At 74.9% G+C, this 23,772-nt stretch carries 21 protein-coding genes; 11 read left to right on the top strand and 10 right to left on the bottom strand.

Going from position 1 to position 23,772, the window contains the following annotated elements; translation table 11 throughout:
• Window positions 1-129 precede the first annotated feature (129 nt).
• The 3 genes from AB0C99_RS29720 to AB0C99_RS29710 form a co-directional block, all read right to left on the bottom strand.
• A complete protein-coding gene (locus AB0C99_RS29720) occupies window positions 130-2,001 on the bottom strand; it encodes a potassium transporter TrkA (RefSeq protein WP_362481482.1) in 1,872 nt (623 codons plus the stop codon).
• A gap of 104 nt (window positions 2,002-2,105) precedes the next feature.
• Window positions 2,106-2,954, bottom strand: a complete 849-nt coding sequence (locus AB0C99_RS29715; RefSeq protein WP_362481479.1) for a class II fructose-bisphosphate aldolase — start codon at window positions 2,952-2,954, stop codon at window positions 2,106-2,108.
• A 201-nt stretch (window positions 2,955-3,155) separates the two neighbouring features.
• A complete protein-coding gene (locus tag AB0C99_RS29710; RefSeq protein ID WP_362481476.1) occupies window positions 3,156-4,031 on the bottom strand; it encodes a sugar isomerase in 876 nt (291 codons plus the stop codon).
• A gap of 149 nt (window positions 4,032-4,180) precedes the next feature.
• Between AB0C99_RS29710 and AB0C99_RS29705 the strand changes: the two genes are divergently transcribed.
• On the top strand, window positions 4,181-4,966 hold the full coding sequence (locus AB0C99_RS29705; RefSeq protein ID WP_362481473.1) for a DeoR/GlpR family DNA-binding transcription regulator: 786 nt from the start codon (window positions 4,181-4,183) through the stop codon (window positions 4,964-4,966).
• A gap of 78 nt (window positions 4,967-5,044) precedes the next feature.
• Here the strand turns inward: AB0C99_RS29705 and AB0C99_RS29700 are convergent, their stop codons facing one another.
• On the bottom strand, window positions 5,045-6,298 hold the full coding sequence (locus AB0C99_RS29700; protein ID WP_362481471.1) for an SLC13 family permease: 1,254 nt from the start codon (window positions 6,296-6,298) through the stop codon (window positions 5,045-5,047).
• Window positions 6,299-6,421: 123 nt separating this feature from the next.
• On the opposite strand from AB0C99_RS29700, the gene AB0C99_RS29695 reads away from it, so the two are divergent.
• Together AB0C99_RS29695 and AB0C99_RS29690 are read left to right on the top strand one after the other, a co-directional pair.
• Window positions 6,422-6,667: a hypothetical protein gene (locus tag AB0C99_RS29695; RefSeq protein WP_362481468.1), complete on the top strand. Its 246-nt coding sequence runs from the start codon at window positions 6,422-6,424 to the stop codon at window positions 6,665-6,667.
• A 308-nt stretch (window positions 6,668-6,975) separates the two neighbouring features.
• Window positions 6,976-8,196, top strand: a complete 1,221-nt coding sequence (locus AB0C99_RS29690; protein WP_362481465.1) for a serine hydrolase domain-containing protein — start codon at window positions 6,976-6,978, stop codon at window positions 8,194-8,196.
• A gap of 14 nt (window positions 8,197-8,210) precedes the next feature.
• Here AB0C99_RS29690 and AB0C99_RS29685 read toward each other — a convergent pair whose 3' ends face one another.
• Together AB0C99_RS29685 and AB0C99_RS29680 are read right to left on the bottom strand one after the other, a co-directional pair.
• Window positions 8,211-9,143: a M56 family metallopeptidase gene (locus tag AB0C99_RS29685; RefSeq protein WP_362481462.1), complete on the bottom strand. Its 933-nt coding sequence runs from the start codon at window positions 9,141-9,143 to the stop codon at window positions 8,211-8,213.
• 4 nt (window positions 9,144-9,147) lie between these two features.
• A complete protein-coding gene (locus AB0C99_RS29680) occupies window positions 9,148-9,528 on the bottom strand; it encodes a BlaI/MecI/CopY family transcriptional regulator (protein ID WP_362481459.1) in 381 nt (126 codons plus the stop codon).
• Window positions 9,529-9,826: 298 nt separating this feature from the next.
• On the opposite strand from AB0C99_RS29680, the gene AB0C99_RS29675 reads away from it, so the two are divergent.
• The 8 genes from AB0C99_RS29675 to AB0C99_RS29640 all read left to right on the top strand — a co-directional run bounded on the left by AB0C99_RS29675 (window position 9,827) and on the right by AB0C99_RS29640 (window position 20,600).
• Window positions 9,827-10,837, top strand: a complete 1,011-nt coding sequence (locus tag AB0C99_RS29675; protein ID WP_362481456.1) for a questin oxidase family protein — start codon at window positions 9,827-9,829, stop codon at window positions 10,835-10,837.
• Window positions 10,838-11,209: 372 nt separating this feature from the next.
• On the top strand, window positions 11,210-13,048 hold the full coding sequence (locus tag AB0C99_RS29670) for a glycoside hydrolase family 15 protein (protein ID WP_362481488.1): 1,839 nt from the start codon (window positions 11,210-11,212) through the stop codon (window positions 13,046-13,048).
• A 173-nt stretch (window positions 13,049-13,221) separates the two neighbouring features.
• The gene (locus tag AB0C99_RS29665; RefSeq protein ID WP_362481453.1) at window positions 13,222-15,051 is read left to right on the top strand and encodes a methylmalonyl-CoA mutase subunit beta; all 1,830 of its coding nucleotides are present in this window, start codon (window positions 13,222-13,224) and stop codon (window positions 15,049-15,051) included.
• Window positions 15,051-17,282 carry a methylmalonyl-CoA mutase gene (gene scpA, locus AB0C99_RS29660; RefSeq protein ID WP_362481450.1) on the top strand — a complete coding sequence of 744 codons (2,232 nt, stop codon included), beginning with the start codon at window positions 15,051-15,053 and terminating at the stop codon, window positions 17,280-17,282. The genes AB0C99_RS29665 and scpA overlap by 1 nt, the downstream gene beginning before the upstream one ends.
• 4 nt (window positions 17,283-17,286) lie before the next feature.
• A complete protein-coding gene (gene meaB / locus AB0C99_RS29655; RefSeq protein WP_362481448.1) occupies window positions 17,287-18,276 on the top strand; it encodes a methylmalonyl Co-A mutase-associated GTPase MeaB in 990 nt (329 codons plus the stop codon).
• A 120-nt stretch (window positions 18,277-18,396) separates the two neighbouring features.
• Entirely contained in the window at window positions 18,397-18,762 is a 366-nt protein-coding gene (locus tag AB0C99_RS29650) for a hypothetical protein (protein ID WP_362481445.1), read from the top strand.
• Window positions 18,763-18,856: 94 nt separating this feature from the next.
• Window positions 18,857-19,072 (top strand): DUF397 domain-containing protein, encoded by a 216-nt coding sequence (locus AB0C99_RS29645; RefSeq protein WP_362481443.1) that lies wholly within the window; start codon window positions 18,857-18,859, stop codon window positions 19,070-19,072.
• A gap of 178 nt (window positions 19,073-19,250) precedes the next feature.
• On the top strand, window positions 19,251-20,600 hold the full coding sequence (locus tag AB0C99_RS29640) for an esterase-like activity of phytase family protein (protein ID WP_362481440.1): 1,350 nt from the start codon (window positions 19,251-19,253) through the stop codon (window positions 20,598-20,600).
• Between the two features lie 130 nt (window positions 20,601-20,730).
• Here the strand turns inward: AB0C99_RS29640 and AB0C99_RS29635 are convergent, their stop codons facing one another.
• Genes AB0C99_RS29635 through AB0C99_RS29620 form a run of 4 tightly spaced genes read right to left on the bottom strand, consistent with a single transcriptional unit; the run spans window position 20,731 to window position 23,716 of the window.
• The gene (locus tag AB0C99_RS29635; RefSeq protein WP_362481437.1) at window positions 20,731-20,982 is read right to left on the bottom strand and encodes a DUF6253 family protein; all 252 of its coding nucleotides are present in this window, start codon (window positions 20,980-20,982) and stop codon (window positions 20,731-20,733) included.
• Between the two features lie 4 nt (window positions 20,983-20,986).
• A complete protein-coding gene (locus AB0C99_RS29630) occupies window positions 20,987-21,820 on the bottom strand; it encodes a maleate cis-trans isomerase (RefSeq protein WP_362481435.1) in 834 nt (277 codons plus the stop codon).
• Between the two features lie 12 nt (window positions 21,821-21,832).
• A complete protein-coding gene (locus AB0C99_RS29625; RefSeq protein WP_362481432.1) occupies window positions 21,833-22,546 on the bottom strand; it encodes a transglutaminase-like domain-containing protein in 714 nt (237 codons plus the stop codon).
• An 18-nt stretch (window positions 22,547-22,564) separates the two neighbouring features.
• Entirely contained in the window at window positions 22,565-23,716 is a 1,152-nt protein-coding gene (locus AB0C99_RS29620) for an acyl-CoA dehydrogenase family protein (RefSeq protein ID WP_362481429.1), read from the bottom strand.
• Window positions 23,717-23,772: the final 56 nt, after the last annotated feature.

Raw genomic sequence — 23,772 nt, 5'->3', positions numbered from 1 at the left:
TTCCGTCACGCCCCGCTCCTCCGGGCGCCCCGTGTCAGCGTGGCCACGAGGGCGGCTACTCCGGCGGTCGCGGGACCCGGCCGTTTCGGGCCCGGCGCGCCGGTTCCCGGAACGGCGTTTCCTTGTGCGTCAGTTCTCGGCGAAGACGACGACCGCGTCCCGTTCCTCGAAGACGAGCGGTGCCGTGCGGGAGGGGTTGAGGAAGATCCCGTAGGCGGGGGCCTCCTCGCCGTGCCGGGCGAGCCGGTAGCCGATGGCGGTCTCGCCGCGGCGGCGCGCGGCCTCGACGACGGTGGCGAAGTTCGCCGGGACGCCCGGGATCACGTAGTCGCAGGCGGGCTTGAGGTAGATCTCGGAGCCCTCCGGGTCGAAGAGGTCGGTGAAGACGTCGTACAGGTCCCGGTTCTCGGTGAGCTGGGTGAGCAGCAGGCTGATCACCTTGGTGCTGACGATGAAGTCGTCGGCCTTGGTCACCTGCGCGACCTCGCGGTTGGTGTCGTCGTGCATCTCCGTGACGATCGAGTACGGGTCGCCCAGGGCGACTTCGATGTCGCGCAGGTGCAGCAGGGTGACGAGGGTGCGGTCGTCGGCGCGGCCCGGGGGGACGCTGTCGTCGGAGAGCACCACGATGTGCTGGTAGCCGCCCAGGTCCAGGGCCTCCAGCGAGGACCTGCGGGTCGGCTCGCAGCGTTTGAAGCCGACGGACAGGTGGGCCAGCCGCTCGTGCAGCACGGCGGCGGGGCGGCGGGGCGCGGCGATGTCGAGGGTGGAGCCGGGCTCGACGAAGCTGTCGAGCAGCGTGACGAGCTTCGCGGTACGAGAGTTGGCGCCGATTAGCAGGGTGTGGTCGAGGCGCGGCGGCTGGCCGGGGGCGGTGGTGATCGCCGCCTCGACGACCGGTTGCGGGCCGTCGGCGAGGCTGATGAGGAGGTCGTCCTCGGCGACCATCAGCAGGTGGTCGCCGGGGGCGATGACGGTGTCCATGGGCGGGTTGACGAGCACCTGGCCGTCGGTGCGGTGGAGTCCGGCGGGGACGCCGCGGGCGAAGGCGCCGAGCGCCCGTCCGTAGGTGGCGCCGACGAGGGAGGGTTCCTCGCGGAAGTAGAACTCGTTGCCGACGAAGCTGAGCAGTTCGTTGAAGACGGTGGACAGGCCGGTCTGCCGGTGGGCCTGGGCGATGAGCCGGACCGCGATGTCCTCGGCGTCGATGACCAGGGCGTCGGGTCCGGCGGCGAGGCGGGCCGCGGCGAGGTTGTCCGAGTCGTGCACGGAGGCCACGATGTGCGGGCGGGCGGCCTGCCACGTACGGCTGTTGAGCAGGAGCAGCACCTTGATGACGGCGACGTCCCGGTCGGCGCCGGTGGGCGGCAGCACCATGATGGACTTGGCGGTGTCGGGGCTGACGAGCTCCAGGTCGGCGCGGGTGAGCGGGTTGCCGGAGCGGCAGACGACGCGGGTGCGGCCGGGGTCGGGGACGCGTGCGCGGATGGCGTCCTCCATGGCGACCTTGTCGCGGTCGGCGAGGATGACCACGCAGGAGCGGCGGCGGCTCTGGTTGGCCTCGACGAGTTCGGCGACCACGGTGAAGACCTGGTCGGACCAGCCGAGGACGATGGTGTGGCCGCGTTCCAGGAGGGTGGAGCGGCCCTTGCGGAGTTCGGCGATGCGCTGGTTGAGGCCGGTGGTGAGGACACCGATGAGGGCGCTGACGATGAAGATGCCGCCGATGGTCACGGCCAGCATGAGGCCGAGGAAGACCGGGCCGCCGGTGTCGCCGCCCATGGTGCCGGGGTCCAGGGTGCGCAGCAGGCTCATCCAGGCGACGCCGGCCCAGCCGCCGTTGTTCTCGGCGTCGGTGTCGGTGAACAGCACGACCAGGGTGGAGGCGACGCCGATCAGCAGCAGCGAGGCGAGGGCCAGCCAGCTGATGAGGGCGGGTGTGCCGCGGTCCATCGTGCCGTCGAACCAGTACCGGAACCGGGCCCGTAGCCGTTCGCGCACCCCTGATCCCCTCCCCCTGTTCCCCGTGCCGGGGGTTCCGGCCGGGGGTGTCGGTCATTCTCGCAGCCGGGGTCCGGGGGGCGGCGGGCACCCGGCGCGGGGGGTCAGCGGGCGGGCGCGCGGGTGGCGAGGACGCCGAGCAGCCGGGTGACCTCGTGGGCCATGGCGGTGCGGCCGGCGCCGAGGTAGCGGCGGGTGTCGGCCAAGGCCCGGTCGGCGTCGAGGACTTCGCGGGCGGCGCGGGTGAACACCCGGTTGAGGTGGGTGGCGATGTTGACCTTGGTCATGCCGTGTCCGACGGCGGTGGCGAGGTCCGCGTCGGCGACGCCGGAGGAGCCGTGCAGCACCAGCGGTACGGGGAGCCGGGCGCGCAGGGCGGCGATGAGGGCGAAGTCGAGGGCGGCGTCGCGGGTGGCCATGGCGTGCGAGGTGCCGACGGCGACGGCGAGGGCGTCGACGCCGGTGGCGGTGACGAAGGCGGCGGCCTCGCCGGGGTCGGTGCGGGCGCCGGGGGCGTGTACGCCGTCCTTGCCGCCGACCTCGCCGAGTTCGGCCTCGACCCACACCCCGGCGGCGTGGCAGAGCGCGCGTACGCGGGCGGTGGCGGCGACGTTCTCCTCGTACGGCAGCGTGGAGGCGTCGAACATCACGGAGGTGAAGCCGAGGGCGACGGCCTCCTCGACGAGCGGGGCGGAGGTCGCGTGGTCGAGGTGGACGGCGACGGGGACGCGGGCGGCGCGGGCGACGGCGAGGGTCGCGGTGCCGATGGCCGCGAGGGCGCCGTGGTAGCGGGCGGTGTTCTCGCTGACCTGGAGGATCACCGGGGTCCCGGCGGCCTCGGCGCCCGCGACGATGGCCTGGGCGTGTTCGAGCTGGATGACGTTGAAGGCGCCGACGCCGCGGCCCGCGGCGGCGGCCGGTGCGACGATCTCGCCCGTTCCTGTGAGGGGCATGGGGGTGCTGCTCCTTGCTCGGCGGAGTGCGGGGGCGGGGCTGGGGCCCGGGGCTGGGGCCCGGGGCTGGGGCTGGGGCTGGGCGGGGACGGGTCCGCGCCGGGCGCGGGGCCCGGACCCGGGCCCGCCCGCCGCCGGGAGGGGGCCGGCGGGGGCGGGCCGGGCGTCACCGGCGGGCGGTGTCAGGACCGCCCGCCGGGGTCAGGAGCCGGCCAGGACGATGGAGCGGGTGAGGCCCTGGGGCGCGTCGGGGTCGAGGCCGCGGCGGCCCGCGAGGGCGACGGCGAGGCGCTGGGCGCGGATGAGGTCGGCGAGCGGGTCCGCGTCGGAGACGGAGACGTACGCGCCGGTCGGGGCGATCTGGTCGAGGAGTCCGGCGGGCGGGGCGCCGAGGAACCAGACGGTGCTGGTGGGCCCGGTGACGCTGATGGGGCCGTGGCGGTACTCCATGGCCGCGTACGACTCGGTCCAGGCCCCGGCGGCCTCGCGCAGCTTGAGGGCGGCCTCGTTGGCGAGGCCGATGGTCCAGCCGGTGCCGAGGAAGGTGAACTGCCCGGACGCGACGGCGGCTTCGGGCAGCGGCTCGGCGACGGCCCGCTCGGCCTGCTCGGCGAGGCCGTCGGGGGCGAGGCCGAGGGCGGTGCGCAGCAGGACCAGGGCGGTGGTGGCGAAGCGGGTCTGGACGACGGACTTCTCGTCGGCGAAGGAGAGGTCGACGACGGTGCCCGCGGCGTCGACGACGGGGGTGCCGAGGTCGCCGGTGAGGGCGGTGGTCGGGGTGCCGTCCGGGACCCGGGCGAGGGCGGCGAGGACCTCGGTGGTGGTGCCGGAGCGGGTGAGGGCGACGACCCGGTCGTAGCGGCGGCGGGCCGGGAACTCGGAGGCGGCGAAGGCGTCGGTCTCGCCGAGGCCCGCGTTCTCGCGGAGCGCCGCGTACGCCTGGGCGATGTAGAGGGAGGTGCCGCAGCCGACGACGGCGACGCGCTCGCCGTCGGCGGGCAGTCCGGCGGGCTTCAGCTCCTGTGCGCGGCGCCAGCAGGCGGGCTGGCTGGCTATCTCCGTGTCGACATGACTCATGGCGGCGCCTCCCCGAACCGATGATGATTGAAGTTGGCTCCTTTATAGAGTCTGCGCGCAACTTTGAGCAAGCATGTGCAGAGAACGCTCAGGTGGGGCGGGTCCGCGTTACGCTCGGCCCCCGAGGTCACGAGGCGAGGAGAACGGTGATGAGCACGCACGAGCGCTGGACGCGGCTGCTCGACGCGCTGGGCGAGAAGGGCAGCATCGAGGTCGGCGAGGCGGCCGAACTCCTCGGCGTCTCCCCCGCCACGGTCCGCCGCGACCTGGAGGAGCTCGCCCGCCAGCAGCTCCTCACCCGCACCCGGGGCGGCGCCGTCCTCAGCGGCGTCACCTACGACCTGCCGCTGCGCTACAAGACCGCGCGCAAGGCGGACGAGAAGCAGCGCATCGCCCGCGCCGCCGCCGCGCTCGTCCCGCCGGGCGCGATCGTCGGGCTCAACGGCGGCACCACCACCTCCGAGGTCGCCCGCGAGCTCGCCACCCGCGGCGACCTCGCGTCGCACTCCGGCGGCCCGGCGCTGACCATCGTCACCAACGCGGTCAACATCGCCAACGAGCTCGCCGTCCGCCCGTACGTGAAGACGGTCGTCACCGGCGGCGTCGCGCGCCCGCAGTCCTACGAGCTGACCGGCCCGCTCGCGGCGGCCACCCTCCAGGGGCTCTCCCTGGACTACGCGGTCCTCGGCATCGACGCCGTGGACCCCGACTTCGGCGCCTCCACCCACGACGAGGGCGAGGCGAGCGCCAACCGGTCCATGGCGGAGCGGGCGGCCACCCTCGTCGTGGTGACCGACTCCACCAAGCTGGGCCGGCGGGCCTTCGCCCGCGTCTGCGCCATCTCCGACATCGACATCCTCGTCACCGACCACGACGCCCCCGATCCCGTCGTCGAGGCGCTCACCGACCAGGGCGTCGACGTCCGGCGCGTCTAGGCTCCCGGCGCGCCCGCCCGCTGACAAGGGCGCGGGCGGGGCGCGCGTGGGGGACGACCAAGGGCCGGCGGGGACCGGTCAGGGGCCGAAGAGCGCCAGCGAGGCCCACAGCGCCACCGTGGCGGCGGTCAGGGCGGCGGGCACGGTGAGGGCGCCGAGCAGGGTGAACTCCCGCAGCCGCACGTCGTGTCCGCGCTCCTGCGAGATCCGCCGCCACAGCAGCGTCGCGAGGGAGCCCGCGTACGTGAGGTTGGGGCCGATGTTCACGCCGAGCAGTACGGCGAGGACGGCGCCGGGACCGGCGGGCGCGGCGAGCGGGGCGAGCGCGAGGACCGCCGGCAGGTTGTTGATCAGGTTGGCGAGGAGCGCGGCGAGCGCGGCGGTGCCGAGCAGCGCGGGCAGCGAGGTGCCGTCCGGCAGGAGCGCGCCGAGCGCGTCGCCGAGCCCGTTGTCGACGACGGCGCGGACGACGATCCCGAGGGCGAGCACGAACGCCAGGAACGGCAGGGCGGCCGAGCGGACCAGCGCCACCGGGCCGGTGTGCCCGCGCAGCAGGGCGCGGACCGCGAGCACCAGCGCGCCGGCCGCCGCCGCCCACGCGGGGTCCACGCCGAGCGCGGAGGCGACCCCGAAGCCGGCGAGCGTGACGCCGACGGTGACCAGCGGGAAGAGCGGCACCTCGACCGGGCCGGCCTGCTCCTCCCCGGGGGCGCCGGGGAGGTCGGCGAGCTCGGCGGCGAAGAAGCGCCGGAAGACCGCGTACTCGACGGCGATGGCCACCGCCCACGGCAGCAGCATGAGCAGCGCGAAGCGGGTGAAGCTGAGGCCGGTGGCGGCGAAGGCCAGCAGGTTGGTGAGGTTGGAGACCGGCAGCAGCAGGGAGGCCGTGTTCGACAGGTGGGCGCTCGCGTAGGAGTGCGGGCGGGCCGGGGCGCCCATCCGGGCGGCGGTGGCGAAGACGACCGGGGTGAGCAGGACGACGGTGGCGTCCAGGCTCAGGGCGGCGGTGATCAGCGAGGCCAGCGCGAACACGGCGCCGAGCAGCCGCCGCGGCCTGTGCCGGGCCCAGCGGGCCATCCAGCTCCCGCAGGCGTGGAAGAGCCCCTCGTCGTCGCAGAGCTTCGCCAGCACCAGGACCGCCGCCAGAAAGCCGATCACCGGCCCCAGCCGCTCCGCCTCCTCCCTCGCGTGCGCCAGCGGCACGGCGCCCACCAGGACCAGGAGGGCGGCGGCGGGCACCGCGAAGACCGCCTCCGACCGCCCGAAGGGGCGGGCGACGGCACAGACCAGGACCACGACGAGGGCACCGGCCGACAGGGACGCGAACAGCATGGGCCCGATCATCCGGCACGCCCGTCCGGGCAGGCCCACGGGGGTGCGCGGGCCCCGCGGCGGAGGGATGCTGGAGGCATCACCTCGGGCCCCCGCGCCTCGGGAAGTACGGGCGGAGTCGTCATGACGGGCACCGCCGGACACAAGATCGCCTGGGCCGCCGCCGCGGCGACCACGGCGTCCCTCCTGCTCACGGGCCCCGCGACGGCCGTGGCGACGCCCGCGCACACGCCCACGCCGACGAGCGCGACCGCGACCGCGACCGCGCCGGCGCTGGTGCCCAGCCGCCCGGACGCCGTCCTCCGGCCGGACGTCCACGGGCCGGGCTGTGGAAGGCGAACACCCGCACGGCGGTCCCCGCCGACCTGAACGAGTTCTTCGAACGGCTGGACACTCCCAAGGAGCCCGGCGGCACCTGCGAGCCGGCGCACGACACGGCACGGGCGCCCAGGGCGCCCAGGGAGGCACACGCCAGGCTCCCCGCCGCCCCGGCCGACCGCATCCCCCACACCCACCGCACCCCCTTCACCCCCCTCCAGAAGCTCGCCCGCTACCTCGACGAGCTCCCGAAGGTCCTGCTGCGCCTCGGCCACCGCGCCTAAGCGCCCGTCCCCCGTGCGGAGGGCCCGCCGGAGTTGCGGGCGGGCGCGGGCGCGGAGCGCGGTGACAGTACGGGCATGAGACGCACCTCGCTTCGCGCGGCCCTCTGTGCCGCCCTCCTCGCCGTCGTGTCCCAGACCGCCGCCGCCCTCCCCGCCGCCGCCCGGGGCGAGGGCGGCGGCCACGGCGACCGCCCGTGTGAGCGGACCGCCCGCCCGCTCGACGGGCGGGCCCGGCAGGTCCTGGACATCACCCGCCGCGCCAAGGCCGACCTGCGGCTGAACTCCGTCGAGGTCAAGGTCACGGTGGACGGGCACGAGGTCCTCACCGACGCGCTCGGCGAGTCCATGACCGGGGTGCCCGCCCGGCCCGACATGCACTTCCGGGCCGGTTCGGTCGCCTTCGCGCACATCGGCACGGCCCTGCTCCAGCTCGTCCAGGAGCGCCGGGTGAGCCTCGACGACACCATCGAGCGGTGGCTGCCGGACGTGCCGAAGGCGCACGAGATCACGCTGCGGATGCTCGCGAACAACACGAGCGGCCTGCACGACTACGTCACCGACCCGGCGTTCGGGAAGGAGCTGGGGCCGCACCCGTTCCGCCAGTGGACCCCGGACGAGCTGCTGGCCTTCCCGTACAGCCACTCGTTCTGGTACGAGCCGGGCACCAGCTGGAGCTATTCGCACGCCAACTACCTGCTGCTCACGCAGGCGCTGGAGAAGATCACCGGGATGCCCATCCAGGAGTTCGTGGAGCGGCGGGTCACCGGCCCGCTGGGGCTGCGGAACACCCGGGCGAACCTCACCCCGGACATCCCGGCTCCGGTCCTGCACGCCTTCACCTCGGACCGCGGGATCTACGAGGAGTCCACCTTCTGGAACCCGTCGTGGACCACCGCGCCCGGCGCCGTCATCACCACCCACATCTGCGACCTGGCCCGGTCCGCCGAGGGCATCGGCAGCGGTGAGCTCCTCTCGCCGCGCGCCTACCGCACCCTGCTGAACCCGGGGACCGTGGGCCTCGGCGGCGGGACCGCCCACTGCCCCTCCGACATCTGCCTGAAGCAGACGGAGGCCAAGCACTTCGGTCTCGGCGTCCTCGTCGTCAACGGCTGGATCCTCCAGAACCCGTCCTTCTCCGGGTACGCGGCGATCCAGGCGTACCTGCCGAAGGCGCGGCTCGCGATCGCCGTGTCCGCGACGAAGACGGCGACCACGCCCGACGGCAACCAGGCCGAGGCCGTCGCGACCCGCATCGCCGCCGCGCTGGCCCCGGGCGACCCGCTGGCGATCGGCTGAGGCGGACGCCGGGACTACAGCGGTGTGGCCGTGTGGAGGATCGCGTACAGGGTGACCGCCGAGTTCGCCGAGGAGAGGGCGGACGCGGCGGTCCCGGCGGCGGCGCCCCAGGCGGCCATGCCGGTGGCCGTGCCGACCCCCGGCCAGGCACGCGCGGCCGGCGCGGGCGCCAGCAGGGCCGCGACCCGGCGCGGTACGGGACCGGGGGCGGCGAAACCGGCCAGCGTCGGGCCGGGCGTCCCGGCCGACACCAGCGCGGACTTGCCGATGGCGCGGGCCACCGTCCGGCGGCTGCCGACCCGGGCGGCGGCCTCCTCGTCGGCCCAGCGCTCGGCGGTGTAGCCGACGGCCGTGGACAGCGGGCGCAGGAACGGGTTGGCCCGCGCCGCGACCCGGACCAGCAGCAGGAAGCGGTGGTGGCGGCCCTCCAGATGGGCCCGCTCGTGCGCGAAGAGCGCCCGCCGCTCGCGGGAGCTCAGCCGCGCGAGCATGCCCCGGCTGACCACCACCCGGTCCCGGCGCCCGCCGGGCAGCGCGTAGGCGTACGGCACCTCGTCGGGGAGCACGGCGACCGCGCGGTCGGGCAGCGCGGCGAGCGCCCGCCCGGCCCGGCGGCGGACCCGCCGGTGCCGCAGCAGCGTGCCGCCGCAGGCGATCAGGACGGCGAGCAGCGCGGGGATCGCGAGCCGGCCGGCGACCTCGTCGTGGGGCACCGCGGCCCGCACCTCCGGGTCGGACCAGGCGTCCGGCAGCGGGTTGCCCGGGAGCTGGGCCGTGCCGACGACCATGAGGAGCGCCAGGCAGAGGGTGCTGCACAGGGCGAGGACGGCGGCGACGGCGGTGAGCATCCGGGTCGCGGTGCGCGGGTGCAGATGGTGTTCGGCCAGCCGCGCGACCGGCCAGGCGGTCAGCGGGAGGACGAGCGGCAGGAAGACGAAGACCCCCATGGCGTCAGTCTTCCCCGTCCTCCCCGGCCTGGGCCAGGAGTTCGCGCACCAGCTGCTCCTCGGCCGAGGAGAGTCCCGTCACGAACCGGGCGAGGACCGCCTCGCGGTCGGACTCGCCGTCGAGGACCCGGCGCATCCGCAGCGCGGCGAGGCCCGCCTCGTCGGCGACCGCCGTCCACTCGAAGGACCGGCCCGCGCGTTCGCGCGCCACGGCGCCCTTGGTGTGCAGCCGGGTGAGGATGGTGATGACGGTGGTGTACGCGAGGTCGCCGCCGAGCCGCTCCTGCACCCAGCCGGCCGTGACGGGCCCGTCGGCCGCGCGCAGCGCGGCCAGCACCAGGGTCTCCAGCTCGCCCTGTCCCCGCCGTCGCGGAACCTCCGTCATCCTGCCGCCCTCCGCCTCGCGCTCCCGGGACCGGTGCCCGGCCGTCCATCGTACTGACGCGCCACCCGCCGTCCCACCGGCGTTGGCCGGGACGACGCCGGAGGGGCCCCGGGCGGACCTGGGACGAGGGCCCGTCCCAGGTCCGGGCGCCGGGCCCCTTCCCTAGGTCCGGCCCTACGCCCCGCCCTACGCCCTGGCCTACGCCCCGCCTTACGTCCCGCCCTACGCCTCGTCCTACATCCCGTCCTACGTCCATGGTCCGTTCCGCCGCGCGGTGCGCCGCGCGTAGCGTCCCCGCATGGATACGACAGGCACCCTCGACGAGGCGCTCCAGCGTCTGCACTCCGCCGGGCCCGAGCGGCTCGGGCGGCTCACCAACCACGCCCCGATGGCCGTCGAGGCGCTCGCCGCGCGCGGGCGGCAGGCGGCGGTGCACCGCTGGCTCGACCACTACGCGCCGCGGCTGGAGGAGTTCCCGGCCCGCCTGGCGCCGGTCACCGACGCCGACTGGCCCGCCGCGCTCGGCGACCCTCGGCGGGCCGCCGACTGGATCGACCGCTTCGCGCGCGAGCTGGCCGAGCGGCCCTGGCGCGAGGTGCTCGCCCTGTGGTGGCCCCGGCTGCTGCCCGGCCTGTACGGGGGTTCCACGCACCCCGTGATCCGGGTCGGGCACGCCGTGCGCACCCTGCTCGCGGGCGAGCCGACCGCGCCGCGGCTGACCGAGCTCGCGCACGGCCTCGGCTACTGGGCCGCGCGCCACCGCCCCGTCACGGGCCTGGTGCCGCTGCAGGGCGCGGCGCGGGCCGCCGACGCGCTCGACGCGGTCCGGCCGATCGGCGAGCGGGACGGCGGCTTCCCCGACCGGCTGGCCCGGGTCGGGGCGCTGCCGGTGTGGGCGGACGGGGTGACGGAGCCGGAGGAGGCACGGCGGCTGCTGACCGAACTGGTGCGGGCGGCCACGCACCGGTACGCCACCCACGGGCACGGCGAGGAGACGATGCTGGTGCACGCGGCGACGGCCCCGAACGCGGTGCTGCGGGCCCTCCCGGCGCTCCCCGGGGCGCTGTGGGCGCCGAGCCTGCGCGCGGCGTGGACCGCCTCGGCGGCGGTGACCGCGATGTACGCGCCGGACGCCCCGGTCGCGTACGCGCCGCCCGGCTCGGTGACGGCCGAGGAGGTCTTCGAACGGGCCCTGGCGCACGGCGACGAACACGTCATCAAGCTGACCGACACGGCCCTCGACGTCGGCGACGCGCCCGCGCTCGCGGCGGCCCTGCGCGCGATCGAGCTGAGCGAGCCGCTGCGGTAGCGGCCGGGGGCAACCCGCCGCCGGGGGCACTCATCCGCCGGGGCCGCCCCGACGCCGAGGCCACCCCGCGCCGGGTGCACCCCACGCCGACGCCATCCCGCGCCGGGTGCATCCCACGCCGACGCCACCCCGGCCGAAGCCGCCCCGCGGCGAGGGCACCCCACGCCGGGGCGCGCCCCACGCCGGGCGCTCCCCTCGCCGGGTCCGCCCACCCGCGCCGGCGCCACCCCACCCCGCCCCCACCCCTCACCCATTCGGCCGACCCCGCCTGGTACCGCCGCCCCATCGCCGTGAGGCTCGGGGCACGGCGGGGTCGTCCGGGGTGGTCCGGGGCGGTGGTCCCCGTCCGGTGCGGGAGGTCTCGTGAGTCCGGTGCGCCGCTATCCGCCGATCGCCGACCACGGGCTCGTGGGCGACCTCCAGACCGCGGCGCTGGTCTCCTCCGACGGGGTCGTCGACTGGCTGTGCGCGCCGCGCTTCGACTCGCCGAGCGTCTTCGCCGCGCTGCTGGACCACGAGCGCGGCGGGCACTTCGCCGTCACCGTCGACACGCCCGGGGTCACCACCCGGCAGCTGTACTTCGCGGACACGGCGATCCTGGTGACCCGGTTCCTCACCCCCGACGGGGTGGGCGAGGTCGCCGACTTCATGCCGCCGGACCGGCCGGAGACGGCCTCCGCGCGGCGCCGGCTGATCCGGGTGCTGCGGGTGCCGCGCGGGCGGGTCCGGTTCTCCGTGGAGTGCCGGCCGCGCTTCGACTACGGGCGGGCCGGGCACACGCTGGACCTGCCGGGGCCGGACACGGCCGTGTTCACCGGGGCCGGGATCCAGGCGGCGCTGCGCACGGCGGGCCCGGTCGGGCTGCGCCGCGACGGCCCGGACGGGCGGGACGTGCGGGCGGAGGTGGAGCTGGCGCAGGGGGAGCTGGCTGCGGTGGTGCTGACCCTGGACGAGGCGGGCGCCCCGCTGCCGCCGCCGGCCGACCGGGCGGCGCTGACCGAGGACTTCCGGCGGACCCGCGACTTCTGGCACCGCTGGGTGCGCCGCAGCCGCTACCGGGGCCGCTGGCAGGCGGACGTCAACCGGTCGGCGATCACGCTGAAGCTGCTCACGTACGCGCCGACCGGCGCGCCCGTCGCCGCCGCCACCATGGGGCTGCCCGAGCGGATCGGCGGCGAGCGCAACTGGGACTACCGCTACACCTGGGTCCGGGACGCCTCGCTGTCCGTGCACGCGCTGCTCGGGCTCGGCTTCGAGGAGGAGGCGGACGCCTTCCGGCTGTGGCTGGGGGCGCGGCTGCGGGAGCAGCGGACGGTGACGGGCGAGCCGTTGCAGATCATGTACCGGGTGGACGGCGACCCGTACCTCGACGAGGAGGTCCTGGACCACCTGGAGGGCTACCGGGGCTCGGCGCCGGTGCGCCGGGGCAACGGGGCGGCCGGGCAGCTCCAGCTCGACATCTACGGGGAGGCGGTGTTCGGGCTTGCGCGGGCGGGCGGCAACGCGGCCCGCCGGATCGGCTGGGACGGCTGGCTGGCCGTGTCGGGGGTGCTGGACTGGCTGGCGGACCACTGGGACCGGCCGGACGAGGGCATCTGGGAGACCCGGGGCGGGCGGCAGGACTTCACGTACAGCCGGGTGATGTGCTGGACGGCCTTCGACCGGGGTGTCCGGCTGGCGACCCGGTTCGCGCGGCCGGCCGACCTGGCCGGGTGGACGGCGGCGCGGGACGCGATCCTGCGTCAGGTCATGGAGCGGGGCTGGAACGCGGAGCGGCGGGCGTTCACGCAGCACTACGGGAGCGAGGTGCTGGACGCCTCGCTGCTGCTGATGCCGGCGGTGGGCTTCATCGCGCCGTCGGATCCGCGCTGGCTGTCGACGCTGGACGCGATGGGCGCCGAACTGGTCACCGACAGCCTGGTCTACCGCTACGACCCGGCCGCCTCGCCCGACGGGCTGAGCGGCGGCGAGGGCACCTTCTCGCTGTGCAGCTTCCTGTACGTGGGGGCGCTGGCGCGGGCGGGGCGGCTGGACGAGGCGCGGTATTCGTTCGACAAGATGCTGACGTACGCCAACCACGTGGGGCTCTTCTCCGAGGAGATCGGACCGGCGGGCGAGCAACTCGGCAACTTTCCGCAGGCGTTCACTCATCTGGCGTTGATCTCGGCGGCGATCGCCCTGGACGAGGAGCTGGACGGGGCGGCCGGCTGAGCCGGTGCGGGGCCGCCGCCCGGCCCGTACACGTCCCGGATTCGGCCTGGGTACGGCCAGGATTCGGGCCGCCGCCAGCACGGATGCGGTCCGCCCTCAAGGGCGATCAGGGGAGGTCAAGGTCACAGCGGATCCCCCTGCGCTCCTTTGTGGGGCTGACCTAGCATCCGAGCATGACTGTGCTGCCTGACGACGGCCTTTCGCTGGCCGCCGAATTCCCCGCAGCGACCCATGCGCAGTGGCAGCGCCTCGCGGCGGGCGTACTGAGCAGGTCGGGCAAGGACGTTCCGGACACCGAGGCCGAGGACGCCCTGTCCACCGCGCTCGGGGACGGCCTGCGGGCCCGCCCGCTGTACACCGCCGACGGGTCCGCCGGGGACACCGCCGCCCCCGCCACCGGACTGCCCGGGTTCGCCCCCTTCGTCCGGGCCGGCCGCGCCGAGGGGAACACGGCGAACGGCTGGGACGTGCGCCAGCGGCACACGGTGGCCGACCCGGAGGCCGTCCTCACCGACCTGGAGAACGGCGTCACCTCGCTGTGGCTGACCGTCGGCCCCGACGCCATCCCCGCGGGCGGGCTCGACCAGGTCCTGAAGGACGTGTACCTGGACCTGGCGCCGGTCGTCCTGGACGCCGGGGCGGAGACCGCGACGGCCGCCGCCGAGCTCCTCGACGTGTACGCCCGGCGCGGCGTCGCGCCCGAGGCGGCCCTCGGCAACCTGGGCGCCGACCCGCTGGGCACCGAGGCCCGCACCGGCGCCGCGTACGACGGCGACGGCTTCCCCGCGACGGTCGCCCTCACCCGGCTGTGCGCCGAGTCCTACCCGGGGCTGCGCGCGCTGACCGTTGACGCCCTGCCGTACCACGAGGCCGGCGGCTCGGCCGCGCAGGAGCTCGGCGCCTCGCTCGCCACCGGCGTCGCCTACCTGCGGGCGCTGACCGCGGGCGGGCTGACGGTGGAGCGGGCCCTCGGGCAGCTGGAGTTCCGCTACGCGGCCACCGCCGACCAGTTCCTGACGATCGCCAAGCTGCGCGCCGCGCGCCGCCTGTGGGCGCGGGTCGCCGACGCTTGCGGGGCCCCGGCGGCCGGGGCGCAGCTCCAGCACGCGGTGACGTCCTCGGTGATGATGACGGCCCGCGACCCGTGGGTGAACATGCTGCGGACCACGCTCGCCACGCTGGCGGCGGGGGTCGGCGGCGCCGAGTCCGTCACGGTCCACCCCTTCGACCACGCGCTGGGCCTGCCGGACGCCTTCGCGCGCCGGATCGCCCGCAACACCTCGACCATCCTCATCGAGGAGTCGCACCTGGCCCGGGTCATCGACCCGGCGGGCGGCTCCTGGTACGTGGAGCGGCTCACCGACGAACTCGCCCAGGCCGCCTGGGAGTTCTTCCAGGGCATCGAGCGGGACGGCGGCCAGGCGGCGGTGCTGCGCTCGGGCCGGCTCGCCGGGGACCTGGCCGCCACCTGGGCCGAGCGCTCGAAGGCGCTGGCCAAGCGGCGCGAACCGGTCACCGGGGTCAGCGAGTTCCCGCACCTGGGCGAAAAGCCCGTGGTCCGGGCGCCCGCGCCCGCCGCGCCCCCCGGCGGGCTGCCGCGGGTGCGCCGCGACGAGGCGTTCGAGGCGCTGCGCGCCCGCTCGGACGCGCACCTCGCGGCGACCGGCGCCCGCCCGAAGGTCTTCCTGGCCGCGCTCGGGCCCGCCGCCGCGCACACCGGCCGGCTCACCTTCGCCGCCAACCTGTTCCAGGCGGGCGGCGTCGAGCCGGTCACCGAAGGGTCCTTCGCGGACAGCGGCGCCGCCGAGGCGTGCCTGTGCTCCAGCGACGCGCTCTACGAGGAGCGGGCCGAGGCCGAGGCCGCCGGGCTGCGCGCGGCCGGCGCCACGCACGTCTCCCTGGCCGGCCGGGGCACGTACGCCGGTGTCGACAGCCACGTCTTCGCGGGGTGCGACGCCGTCGCCGTGCTCTCCGCCACCCTCGACCGCATGGGAGTGTCCTGATGGGAATCCCCGACTTCACCGGGATCGGCCTGGGATCCCCCTCGCCCGCGGGCAGCGCCGAGGAGTGGCGCGCCGCGCTCAAGCGCTCGACGGGCGGCGACGACCTGCTGTGGGAGACGCCCGAGGGCATCGGGGTCAAGCCGCTGTACACCGGGCGTGACCTGGAGGACCTGGACTTCCTCGGCACGTACCCGGGCGTGGCGCCGTATCTGCGCGGCCCGTACCCGACGATGTACGTCAACCAGCCGTGGACGATCCGGCAGTACGCGGGCTTCTCCACCGCCGAGGAGTCCAACGCCTTCTACCGGCGCAACCTGGCGGCCGGCCAGAAGGGCCTGTCCGTCGCCTTCGACCTGCCGACGCACCGGGGCTACGACAGCGACCACCCGCGCGTGACCGGCGACGTCGGCATGGCCGGGGTGGCCATCGACTCGATCTACGACATGCGCCAGCTCTTCGACGGCATCCCGCTGGACCGGATGTCGGTGTCGATGACGATGAACGGCGCGGTGCTGACCGTGCTCGCGCTGTACATCGTGGCGGCCGAGGAGCAGGGAGTGCCGGCCGAGAAGCTGGCGGGGACCATCCAGAACGACATCCTCAAGGAGTTCATGGTCCGCAACACGTACATCTACCCGCCGAAGCCGTCGATGCGGATCATCTCCGACATCTTCGCCTTCACCTCGCGGAACATGCCCCGCTACAACTCGATCTCCATCTCGGGCTACCACATCCAGGAGGCGGGCGCGACGGCCGACCTGGAGCTGGCGTACACGCTGGCCGACGGCGTCGAGTACCTGCGGGCGGGCCGGGAGGCGGGGCTCGACGTGGACGCGTTCGCGCCGCGCCTGTCGTTCTTCTGGGCGATCGGCATGAACTTCTTCATGGAGGTCGCCAAGCTCCGCGCGGCCCGGCTGCTGTGGGCGAAGCTGGTGAGGCAGTTCGATCCGAAGAACGCCAAGTCGCTGTCGCTGCGCACCCATTCGCAGACCTCCGGCTGGTCGCTGACCGCGCAGGACGTGTTCAACAACGTCACCCGCACCTGCGTGGAGGCGATGGCCGCGACCCAGGGCCACACCCAGTCGCTGCACACCAACGCGCTCGACGAGGCGCTGGCGCTGCCGACGGACTTCTCGGCGCGGATCGCCCGCAACACCCAGCTGCTGCTCCAGCAGGAGTCGGGCACCACCCGGGTCATCGACCCGTGGGGCGGCAGCGCGTACGTGGAGCGGCTCACCTACGACCTGGCCCGGCGGGCCTGGCAGCACATCCAGGAGGTCGAGGCGGCCGGCGGCATGGCGCAGGCCATCGACGCGGGCATCCCGAAGCTGCGCGTCGAGGAGGCCGCGGCCCGCACCCAGGCGCGGATCGACTCGGGCCGCCAGCCGGTGATCGGCGTCAACAAGTACCGGGTGGACGGCGACGAGCAGATCGAGGTCCTGAAGGTCGACAACTCCTCGGTGCGGGCGCAGCAGATCGAGAAGCTGCGGCGGCTGCGCGCCGAGCGCGACGAGCGGGCCTGCCGGGACGCGCTGGACGACCTCACCCGGGCCGCCGGCGGCGAGGGCAACCTGCTGGAGCTCGCGGTCCGCGCGGCCCGCGCGAAGGCGACGGTCGGCGAGATCTCGGACGCCCTGGAGAAGGTGTACGGGCGGCACGCGGGCCAGATCCGTACGATCTCCGGCGTGTACCGCAACGAAGCAGGATCGTCCCCGTCGGTGGACGGCACCCGGGCCCTGGTCGACGCCTTCGAGGAGGACGAGGGGCGCCGGCCGCGCATCCTGGTGGCCAAGATGGGCCAGGACGGGCACGACCGGGGCCAGAAGGTGATCGCGACCGCCTTCGCCGACCTGGGCTTCGACGTCGACGTCGGCCCGCTCTTCCAGACCCCCGCGGAGGTCGCCCGGCAGGCCGTCGAGGCGGACGTGCACATCGTGGGCGTCTCGTCGCTGGCGGCGGGCCACCTCACGCTCGTGCCCGCGCTGCGGGAGGAGCTGGCCGCGGAGGGCCGCGAGGACATCATGATCGTGGTCGGCGGGGTCATCCCGCCCCAGGACGTGCCGGTCCTCCTGGAGATGGGCGCGGCGGCGGTCTTCCCGCCCGGCACCGTCATCCCCGACGCGGCGGCGGACCTGGTGCGGCGCCTGTCGGCGGAGCTCGGGCACGCGGCGGCGGGACACGCGGAGCCGGGGCCCTCGGAGCCGGGGTCCGGCGCGGGGGACGACCGCTGATCCCATGGCGATCGACATCGACACGTATGAGAAGGGCGTACGGGACGGGAGGCGCGCGCTGGTGGCGCGCGCCATCACGCTCGTGGAGTCCACCCGGCCCGCCCACCGGGCGCTGGCCCAGGAGCTGCTGACCCGGCTGCTGCCGCACAGCGGCCGGGCCCGGCGGATCGGGATCAGCGGGGTGCCGGGGGTCGGCAAGTCCACCTTCATCGACGCCTTCGGCACCATGCTGACGGGCCTCGGGCACCGGGTGGCGGTGCTCGCCGTGGACCCGTCCTCGACGCGTACCGGCGGCTCGATCCTCGGCGACAAGACCCGGATGGAGCGGCTCGCCGTCGACCCGGCGGCCTTCGTGCGCCCCTCCCCCAGCGCGGGCACGCTCGGCGGGGTGGCCAAGGCGACCCGCGAGTCGATCGTGGTGATGGAGGCCGCGGGCTACGACGTGGTCCTGGTGGAGACGGTCGGCGTCGGGCAGTCGGAGACGGCCGTCGCCGACATGGTCGACTCCTTCCTGCTGCTCACCCTCGCGCGCACCGGCGACCAGCTCCAGGGCATCAAGAAGGGCGTTCTGGAGCTCGCGGACGTCGTCGCCGTGAACAAGGCGGACGGCCCGCACACCACGGACGCCCGCGCGGCGGCCCGGGAGCTGTCGGGCGCGCTGCGGCTGATGCACGGCGGCGACGCGGTGTGGACGCCGCCGGTGCTCAGCTGCAGCGCCCGCGAGTCGACGGGCCTGGACACCGTGTGGGAGCGGCTGGAGCAGCACCGGACCCTGCTGGACGCGACGGGCCGGCTGGCGGCCCGTCGCCGGGAGCAGCAGGTCGGCTGGGCCTGGACGATGGTCCGCGAGGAGCTGCTGGGGCGGCTGCGCGCCGACCCGGCGGTGCGGGCGCTCGCCCCCGAGGTGGAGCGGCTGGTCCGGGACGGCGAGCTGACGGCGACGCTGGCGGCGGAGCGGATCCTGGGCGCCTTCGGGGAGGGCTGCGCGCCGTAGGGGGGCGGCCTAGACTGCTCGGAGGGCTTCTACGGGGGAAGCCGTCACGGGGGATCCTTTGCGGAGGGTCCCTCACGGAGGGTCCTTCACGGGGAGCCTTCGCGGGGGAAGGAGCACGGTGTGAACTGGATATGGGTGATCCTCGTCCTGTTCTGGACGGGTGGGTTCGCGTGGGCGGCGGACAACGTGCGGACGGCGCTCAGGCACCGGCACGAGCGCAAGATGGAGGTCCTGGAGGCGGCGAAGCAGGAGCGGCTCGCCCTGGAGTCCGTCCACAAGTCGCCGGAGCCGGTCTGCGGCTGCACCCACCACCTCGCCAAGCACGACAAGCGGGGCCGCTGCCACGAGCGCGTGGAGGTGCCCACCGCCTGGGACGAGAACAAGAAGCCGGTCCGCTACGAGGCGGGGCAGTGCAACTGCCAGCAGTACGTGGGCCCGCAGCCGCTGTCGCAGATCTACGCGGACGAGCTGACCGACCTGGACTGAGCCGGGCGGGCGGCGGGGCCCACCGGGGTGGCCGAACCCCGATTGCGGGAGCGGGCCGCCGCCGGGACGCTGGGGGTGAGAGGAGAGCGCCCCGATGAACAAGGACCCGTTGTACGCGCAGAACCTGACCCACGCGGTCTGGCACAAGAGCAGTCACAGCGCCGCCGACGGCTGTGTCGAGGTGACCCGGCTCGGCGCGGGGGCCGTCGCGCTGCGGGACTCGCGCCATCCCGGGGGCGGTGACCTGCGGTTCACCGCCGCCGAGTGGGCGGAGTTCTGCGCGGGCGTGCGCGCCGGGGAGTTCGGCTAGCGGACGACGGGCGCGGCGGGTCCGCCGGGTACGGGCCCGGCGGGGCGGCTTTCGGGCCGCTGCGGGGCGGCCCGCGCGGGCGGCGCCGGGGCTTTCGCCCCCAGCCGTCGTCTCCGGTTCACCCGGGCAACTCCCCCACACCACCGGTGAGTCACCCGCGCTCTGGACGATCCCCGCCATGACCTCCGTTTCCCGCGCGCGGCGCACCGCCGCCGCCGTTCTGCCGCTGTCCGCCGCCCTCGTCCTGACCGCGGTCGCCTGGCCCGCCCAGGGCGCCCCGGCGCCGCACGGCTCGCCCGCCGCCGCCCGGGTCGTGTCCACCGCGACCCTGCCCGACATCCCGCTGGCCGGGTTCAGCAACCGGCTGCTGCCGGGGAGCGTCGCCGACGACCGCGGGGTGAACCTGGGCGGCATCGGCAGCGACCTGTACCCGGCCGGGCGGCACGGCGAGTACTGGACCGTCACGGACCGGGGGCCCAACGGGCAGATAGCCGTCGGCAAGGACAAGCGCCGCACCTTCCCGGTGCCCGGCTTCGACCCGGCGATCGTCAAGGTCCGCGCGGCGGGCGGACGGATCCAGGTGCTGGAGGCGATCCCGCTGACCACCTCCTCCGGCGCCCCGGTGACCGGGCTGCCGAACCAGCCGGGCCGGGACGAGGCCCCGTACACGTACGACGCGAAGACCCCGCTGGGCTACGACCCGAACGGCCTGGACACCGAGGGCCTGGTGCGGGACCGGGACGGCTCCTTCTGGCTGGTGGACGAGTACGGGCCCTCGCTCGTGCACGTCTCGCCGCGCGGCCGGGTGCTCGCCCGGCACGTGCCCAAGGGGCTGGGGCTGACCGGCGCCGGCTACCCGGTGATCGAGTCGCTGCCGTCGATCTACCTCCAGCGCAAGATCAACCGCGGCTTCGAGGGCCTCGCGCTGCTGCCCGGCGGCGACCTGGTGATGGCGCTGCAGAGCCCGCTGCTCAACCCCGACAAGGAGACCGGCGAGAACTCCCGCACCACGCGCCTGCTGCGCTTCTCGCCGCGCCAGGGCAAGGTGACGGCGGAGTACGCGTACCGCTTCGACCCGGTCGGCGAGGTCGAGCCGGGCCAGACGAAGACCTCCGAGCTGAAGATCTCGGCGCTGGTCGCCCTGGGCGGCGACCGCCTCCTCGTGCAGGAGCGCACGGACAAGGCGGCCCGGCTGTACGAGATCCGGCTGCGGCGGGGCGCGGACATCCTGGGCTCCGCCTGGGACGCGCCCGCGACGAGCCCGGCCCTGGAGCAGCTGGCCGACCCGGCCGCCGCGGGTGTCCCGGTGGCGGCCAAGCGGCTGGTGGTGGACCTGAACACGGTCGAGGGCGTCCCGGGGAAGATCGAGGGGATCGCGGTCGAGGGCGAGCGGACCCTGGTGCTGCTCAACGACAACGACTTCGGCATGACCGACGGGCCCGGCGCCTTCGACGCGGCGGGGCGGCTGGTGGACAGCGGGATCGAGACGACGCTGGTGAAGGTGCGGCTGGACCGCCCGCTGCGCTGACCTCCCGAGCCCTCCGCCCGCGCGCACGCACACTGCCCGCCCCCTCCCCCGGTCCTGTGGTCCGGCGGGGAGGGGGCGGGCTGCGTGCGTGGGGGGGTGATGTTCGTGGGGGGGCTTCGTGGGGGCGCGGCTACCGGGCGGCGAACTGCCTGCCGACGGCGGGCACGGTCCCGAGCGCGGGGTCCGTCGCGTCGCAGGCGCAGTCGGGCTTGACGGCGTAGCGGGTGAAGCCGGGGAGTTCCTCGGCCCTGCGCAGCCCGCCCTTGTGGAGGGTCACTCCGTAGACGTGCGGTCCGTCGGCGCGCCAGCAGACCAGGGGGGTGCGGTAGACGTCGCCTTCGGGGGTGGTGAACACGGCGACGTAGCCGTCGGCGGGCAGCATGCGGTCACGCTTCCTTCGGTACGGCGCGGAAGAGGCGCCCGTAGTCGGTGACGCGGGCGGCGGCAGCGGCGGCGCCCGCGAGGTGCAGGGCGTGCCAGAGGGCGACCTGGTTGGCGGTCAGCACGGGGAAGCCGAGCTCGGCCTCCAGGCCGCGCACGGTGCCGATGGCGCGGATGCCGTTGCCCGCGACGAGGACGGCGTCGGGGCGGGCGCCCGCGACGGTGGTGCGGATCCACGCGGAGAGGTTCTCCGGGGTGATGGCGGTCTGCTCGGAGGGCAGGCCCACCGGGCCGTGGTGGACCACGTCGAAGCCCTGGGCCTCGAAGTACTCCTCGCCCTGCCGGGAGAGCTTGTCGTCGAACCAGGGCGGGTTGACGACGGCGACGCGCCGGGCGCCGAGGGCGCGGAAGCCGGCGACGGCGGCCCGGGCGGTGCCGGTGAGCGGGATGCCGCGGGTGCGGGGGGCGAGCCGCTCGTAGAGGGCGTTCTCGCCGTCAACGCCAAGGACGTACGAGGAGCTGGTGAAGCCGAGCACGAGTGCGTGCAGCGGCGAGTCGGCCAGGAGTGTGACGGCGTTGTCGACGGCCGGGGGCTCGACGAACGCCGTGATGGGGTCCTGGGGGATCTTCTCCGCGACCATGTGCCCGCCGGGGAGCATCCCGCCGAAGTCGATGCGGGAGGCATGGATCGTCACCGAGTCCGGGGCGAGGCACTGGAGTTCGGCCTCGGGGCCGATGTCGGCCGAGGGGACGACGACGCCGACGCGGGTCACGGCGTCCCAGCCGTCCGAGGGCGGGCCGGACGGCGGGACGGGCGGCGGGAGGGTGGCGCTGCTCATGCTCTCGGGTCCTTATCTGCCGGCGGCGGTGGGGTCGGTGGCGGTGCCGGCCTCGGCGGCCAGCGAGCCGCCCTTGACGGTGCCGTCGCCTTCGCCGCTCAGGAAGTTGGGGTGCTTGGCGCGCATGGTGGAGATGACGAAGCCGTACGGCACGTCGTCGAAGGAGCCGTGGTCCGTGAGGAACTCCATGGCGCCCTTGCCGCCCTGGCCCGCGTACGGGTGGTAGAGCGAGTCGCCGGTGCCGTCGAACTCCAGGGCCTCCATGCCGTAGAGGCGGCACAGCAGCTTGTTGAAGACGGGGGTGGCCTTGACCCACTGGCCGTCCAGGTAGACCTGGGTGAGGCCGTGGAAGAAGACGTCGCCGCCGATGTGGGCGATCAGGCGCGGGCTGGCGAGGTGGTTGCGGACGTCGCCGTAGACCAGCTTGGACGGGATGCCGAGGGCGCGGACGGCGGCGGCGTAGACGACGGACTTGTGCAGGCAGAAGCCCTGTCCGGCGGCGAGGACGCTGGACGCCTTGAGGCCCCGGCGGCTGAGGTCGGTGTCGTAGACCTCGTAGTCGAGGCCGTCCCGGACGGCGTAGTAGAGCTTCACGGCGTTCTCGCGCCGGTCGGCGGCACGGTCCTTGACGACGGAGTCCACGAAGTTCTGGACCTCGTCGGACTCGTGGTCGAGGAAGTCCGTGGGCCGGGTCAGTGCGTGCAGTTCGTCGAGGGCGATGCTCATGACGGGAGAGCTCCTAGCTCAGAGTCCGAGGAGGGCGGCCATGCGGTTGCGCTGGATCTCGCTGCTGCCCGAGTAGATGGTTCCGGCGACGGAGTCGCGCAGGCCGCGCTCGATTCCGTACGAGGTGAGGACGCCGCGTCCGCCGTGGATCTGGACGGCGTCCAGGGCGGTCTTCACGTTGGCCTCGGAGACGACGATCTTGGTGGCGGCGAGGTCGAGGGAGATGTCCTCGCCGCGCTCGGCCTTGGCGCCGGTGTCGGCGAGCCACTTGGCGGCGGTCTCGACGGCGATCCGCATGTCGACGATCTTGTGGCTGACGGCCTGGTAGCTCCCGATGGGCTGCCCGAACTGGGTGCGCTCGGTCGCGAAGTCCAGGACGGTGTCGAGGCGGTGGCGCATCTCGCCGAGGGTGAGGGAGAAGGCGTAGAGGATCTCGCGCTTCATCACGTAGTCGAGGATGAGGAAGCCGCCGCCCTCGGCGCCGACCCGGTTGGTGACCGGGACGCGCAGCCCGTCGAAGCTCAGCCGGCCGAGGGGGGAGGTCCGCAGGCCCAGCTTGTCGAGGGGTTCGCCGATCTCCAGGCCGGGGGTGTCGCGTTCGACGAGGAGGCAGGTGAGGCCGAAGGGGCCGGGCTTGCCGGTGCGCACGTAGAGGAGGAAGAGGTCGGCGATGGGCGCGTTGGTGATGAACATCTTGCCGCCGTCGACGACGTAGTGGTCGCCCTCGCGGACGGCGACGGTGCCGATGTTCATGGCGTCGGAGCCGCCGGACTCCTCGGTGATGGCGTGGGCGGTGATCGCCTCGCCGGAGAGGATGCGGGGCAGGTGGCGGGCCTTCAGCTCGGCGGAGCCGAACTTCTCCAGCGGGGTGGCGAGGGAGACGATCTGGGTGGAGGCGGAGAAGGCGACGCCGGCGTCGCGGCAGTGCCGGCCGAGGCCCTCCAGGGCGCTCATGGTCTCGGTGAAGCTGCGTCCGCTGCCGCCGTGCTCCGCCTTGAAGGGGGTGCGCAGGATGCCGCTGTCCTTGATCGCCTGCCATTTGGCGCGGGAGAAGACGCCGGCCGCGTCGAGCTCCGTGAGGTCGGCGTTGAGGACGTCGGCGTAGGGGGCGACGAGTTCGGTGAGCGGGCCGTCCCGGTCGGTCGGGTGCGGCAGTACGTCGGCGGTCACGGTCTTCCTTCCTGGTGCGGGCGGGGCGGGCGTCCCCCGGGCGGGCCGTGTCGCGC

This window comes from Streptomyces sp. NPDC048659, from assembly GCF_040650575.1.
Classification (GTDB): Bacteria; Actinomycetota; Actinomycetes; order Streptomycetales; family Streptomycetaceae; genus Streptomyces.
Note: the sequence above shows the minus strand (reverse complement) of the source record. Positions and strands in the feature narration are given on the sequence as shown.

Excerpts from the sequence above, each read along its gene's own strand:
- AB0C99_RS29705 (WP_362481473.1), top strand. The coding sequence starts at position 4,181 with ATGAGCACGCACGAGCGCTGGACGCGGCTGCTCGACGCGCTGGGCGAG.
- AB0C99_RS29710 (WP_362481476.1), bottom strand. The coding sequence starts at position 4,031 with ATGAGTCATGTCGACACGGAGATAGCCAGCCAGCCCGCCTGCTGGCGC.
- AB0C99_RS29680 (WP_362481459.1), bottom strand. The coding sequence starts at position 9,528 with ATGACGGAGGTTCCGCGACGGCGGGGACAGGGCGAGCTGGAGACCCTG.
- scpA (WP_362481450.1), top strand. The coding sequence starts at position 15,051 with ATGGGAATCCCCGACTTCACCGGGATCGGCCTGGGATCCCCCTCGCCC.
- AB0C99_RS29645 (WP_362481443.1), top strand. The coding sequence starts at position 18,857 with ATGAACAAGGACCCGTTGTACGCGCAGAACCTGACCCACGCGGTCTGG.
- AB0C99_RS29635 (WP_362481437.1), bottom strand. The coding sequence starts at position 20,982 with ATGCTGCCCGCCGACGGCTACGTCGCCGTGTTCACCACCCCCGAAGGC.
- meaB (WP_362481448.1), top strand. The coding sequence starts at position 17,287 with ATGGCGATCGACATCGACACGTATGAGAAGGGCGTACGGGACGGGAGG.
- AB0C99_RS29630 (WP_362481435.1), bottom strand. The coding sequence starts at position 21,820 with ATGAGCAGCGCCACCCTCCCGCCGCCCGTCCCGCCGTCCGGCCCGCCC.
- AB0C99_RS29690 (WP_362481465.1), top strand. The coding sequence starts at position 6,976 with ATGAGACGCACCTCGCTTCGCGCGGCCCTCTGTGCCGCCCTCCTCGCC.
- AB0C99_RS29695 (WP_362481468.1), top strand. The coding sequence starts at position 6,422 with ATGACGGGCACCGCCGGACACAAGATCGCCTGGGCCGCCGCCGCGGCG.
- AB0C99_RS29685 (WP_362481462.1), bottom strand. The coding sequence starts at position 9,143 with ATGGGGGTCTTCGTCTTCCTGCCGCTCGTCCTCCCGCTGACCGCCTGG.
- AB0C99_RS29665 (WP_362481453.1), top strand. The coding sequence starts at position 13,222 with ATGACTGTGCTGCCTGACGACGGCCTTTCGCTGGCCGCCGAATTCCCC.
- AB0C99_RS29700 (WP_362481471.1), bottom strand. The coding sequence starts at position 6,298 with ATGCTGTTCGCGTCCCTGTCGGCCGGTGCCCTCGTCGTGGTCCTGGTC.
- AB0C99_RS29715 (WP_362481479.1), bottom strand. The coding sequence starts at position 2,954 with ATGCCCCTCACAGGAACGGGCGAGATCGTCGCACCGGCCGCCGCCGCG.
- AB0C99_RS29625 (WP_362481432.1), bottom strand. The coding sequence starts at position 22,546 with ATGAGCATCGCCCTCGACGAACTGCACGCACTGACCCGGCCCACGGAC.
- AB0C99_RS29675 (WP_362481456.1), top strand. The coding sequence starts at position 9,827 with ATGGATACGACAGGCACCCTCGACGAGGCGCTCCAGCGTCTGCACTCC.
- AB0C99_RS29640 (WP_362481440.1), top strand. The coding sequence starts at position 19,251 with ATGACCTCCGTTTCCCGCGCGCGGCGCACCGCCGCCGCCGTTCTGCCG.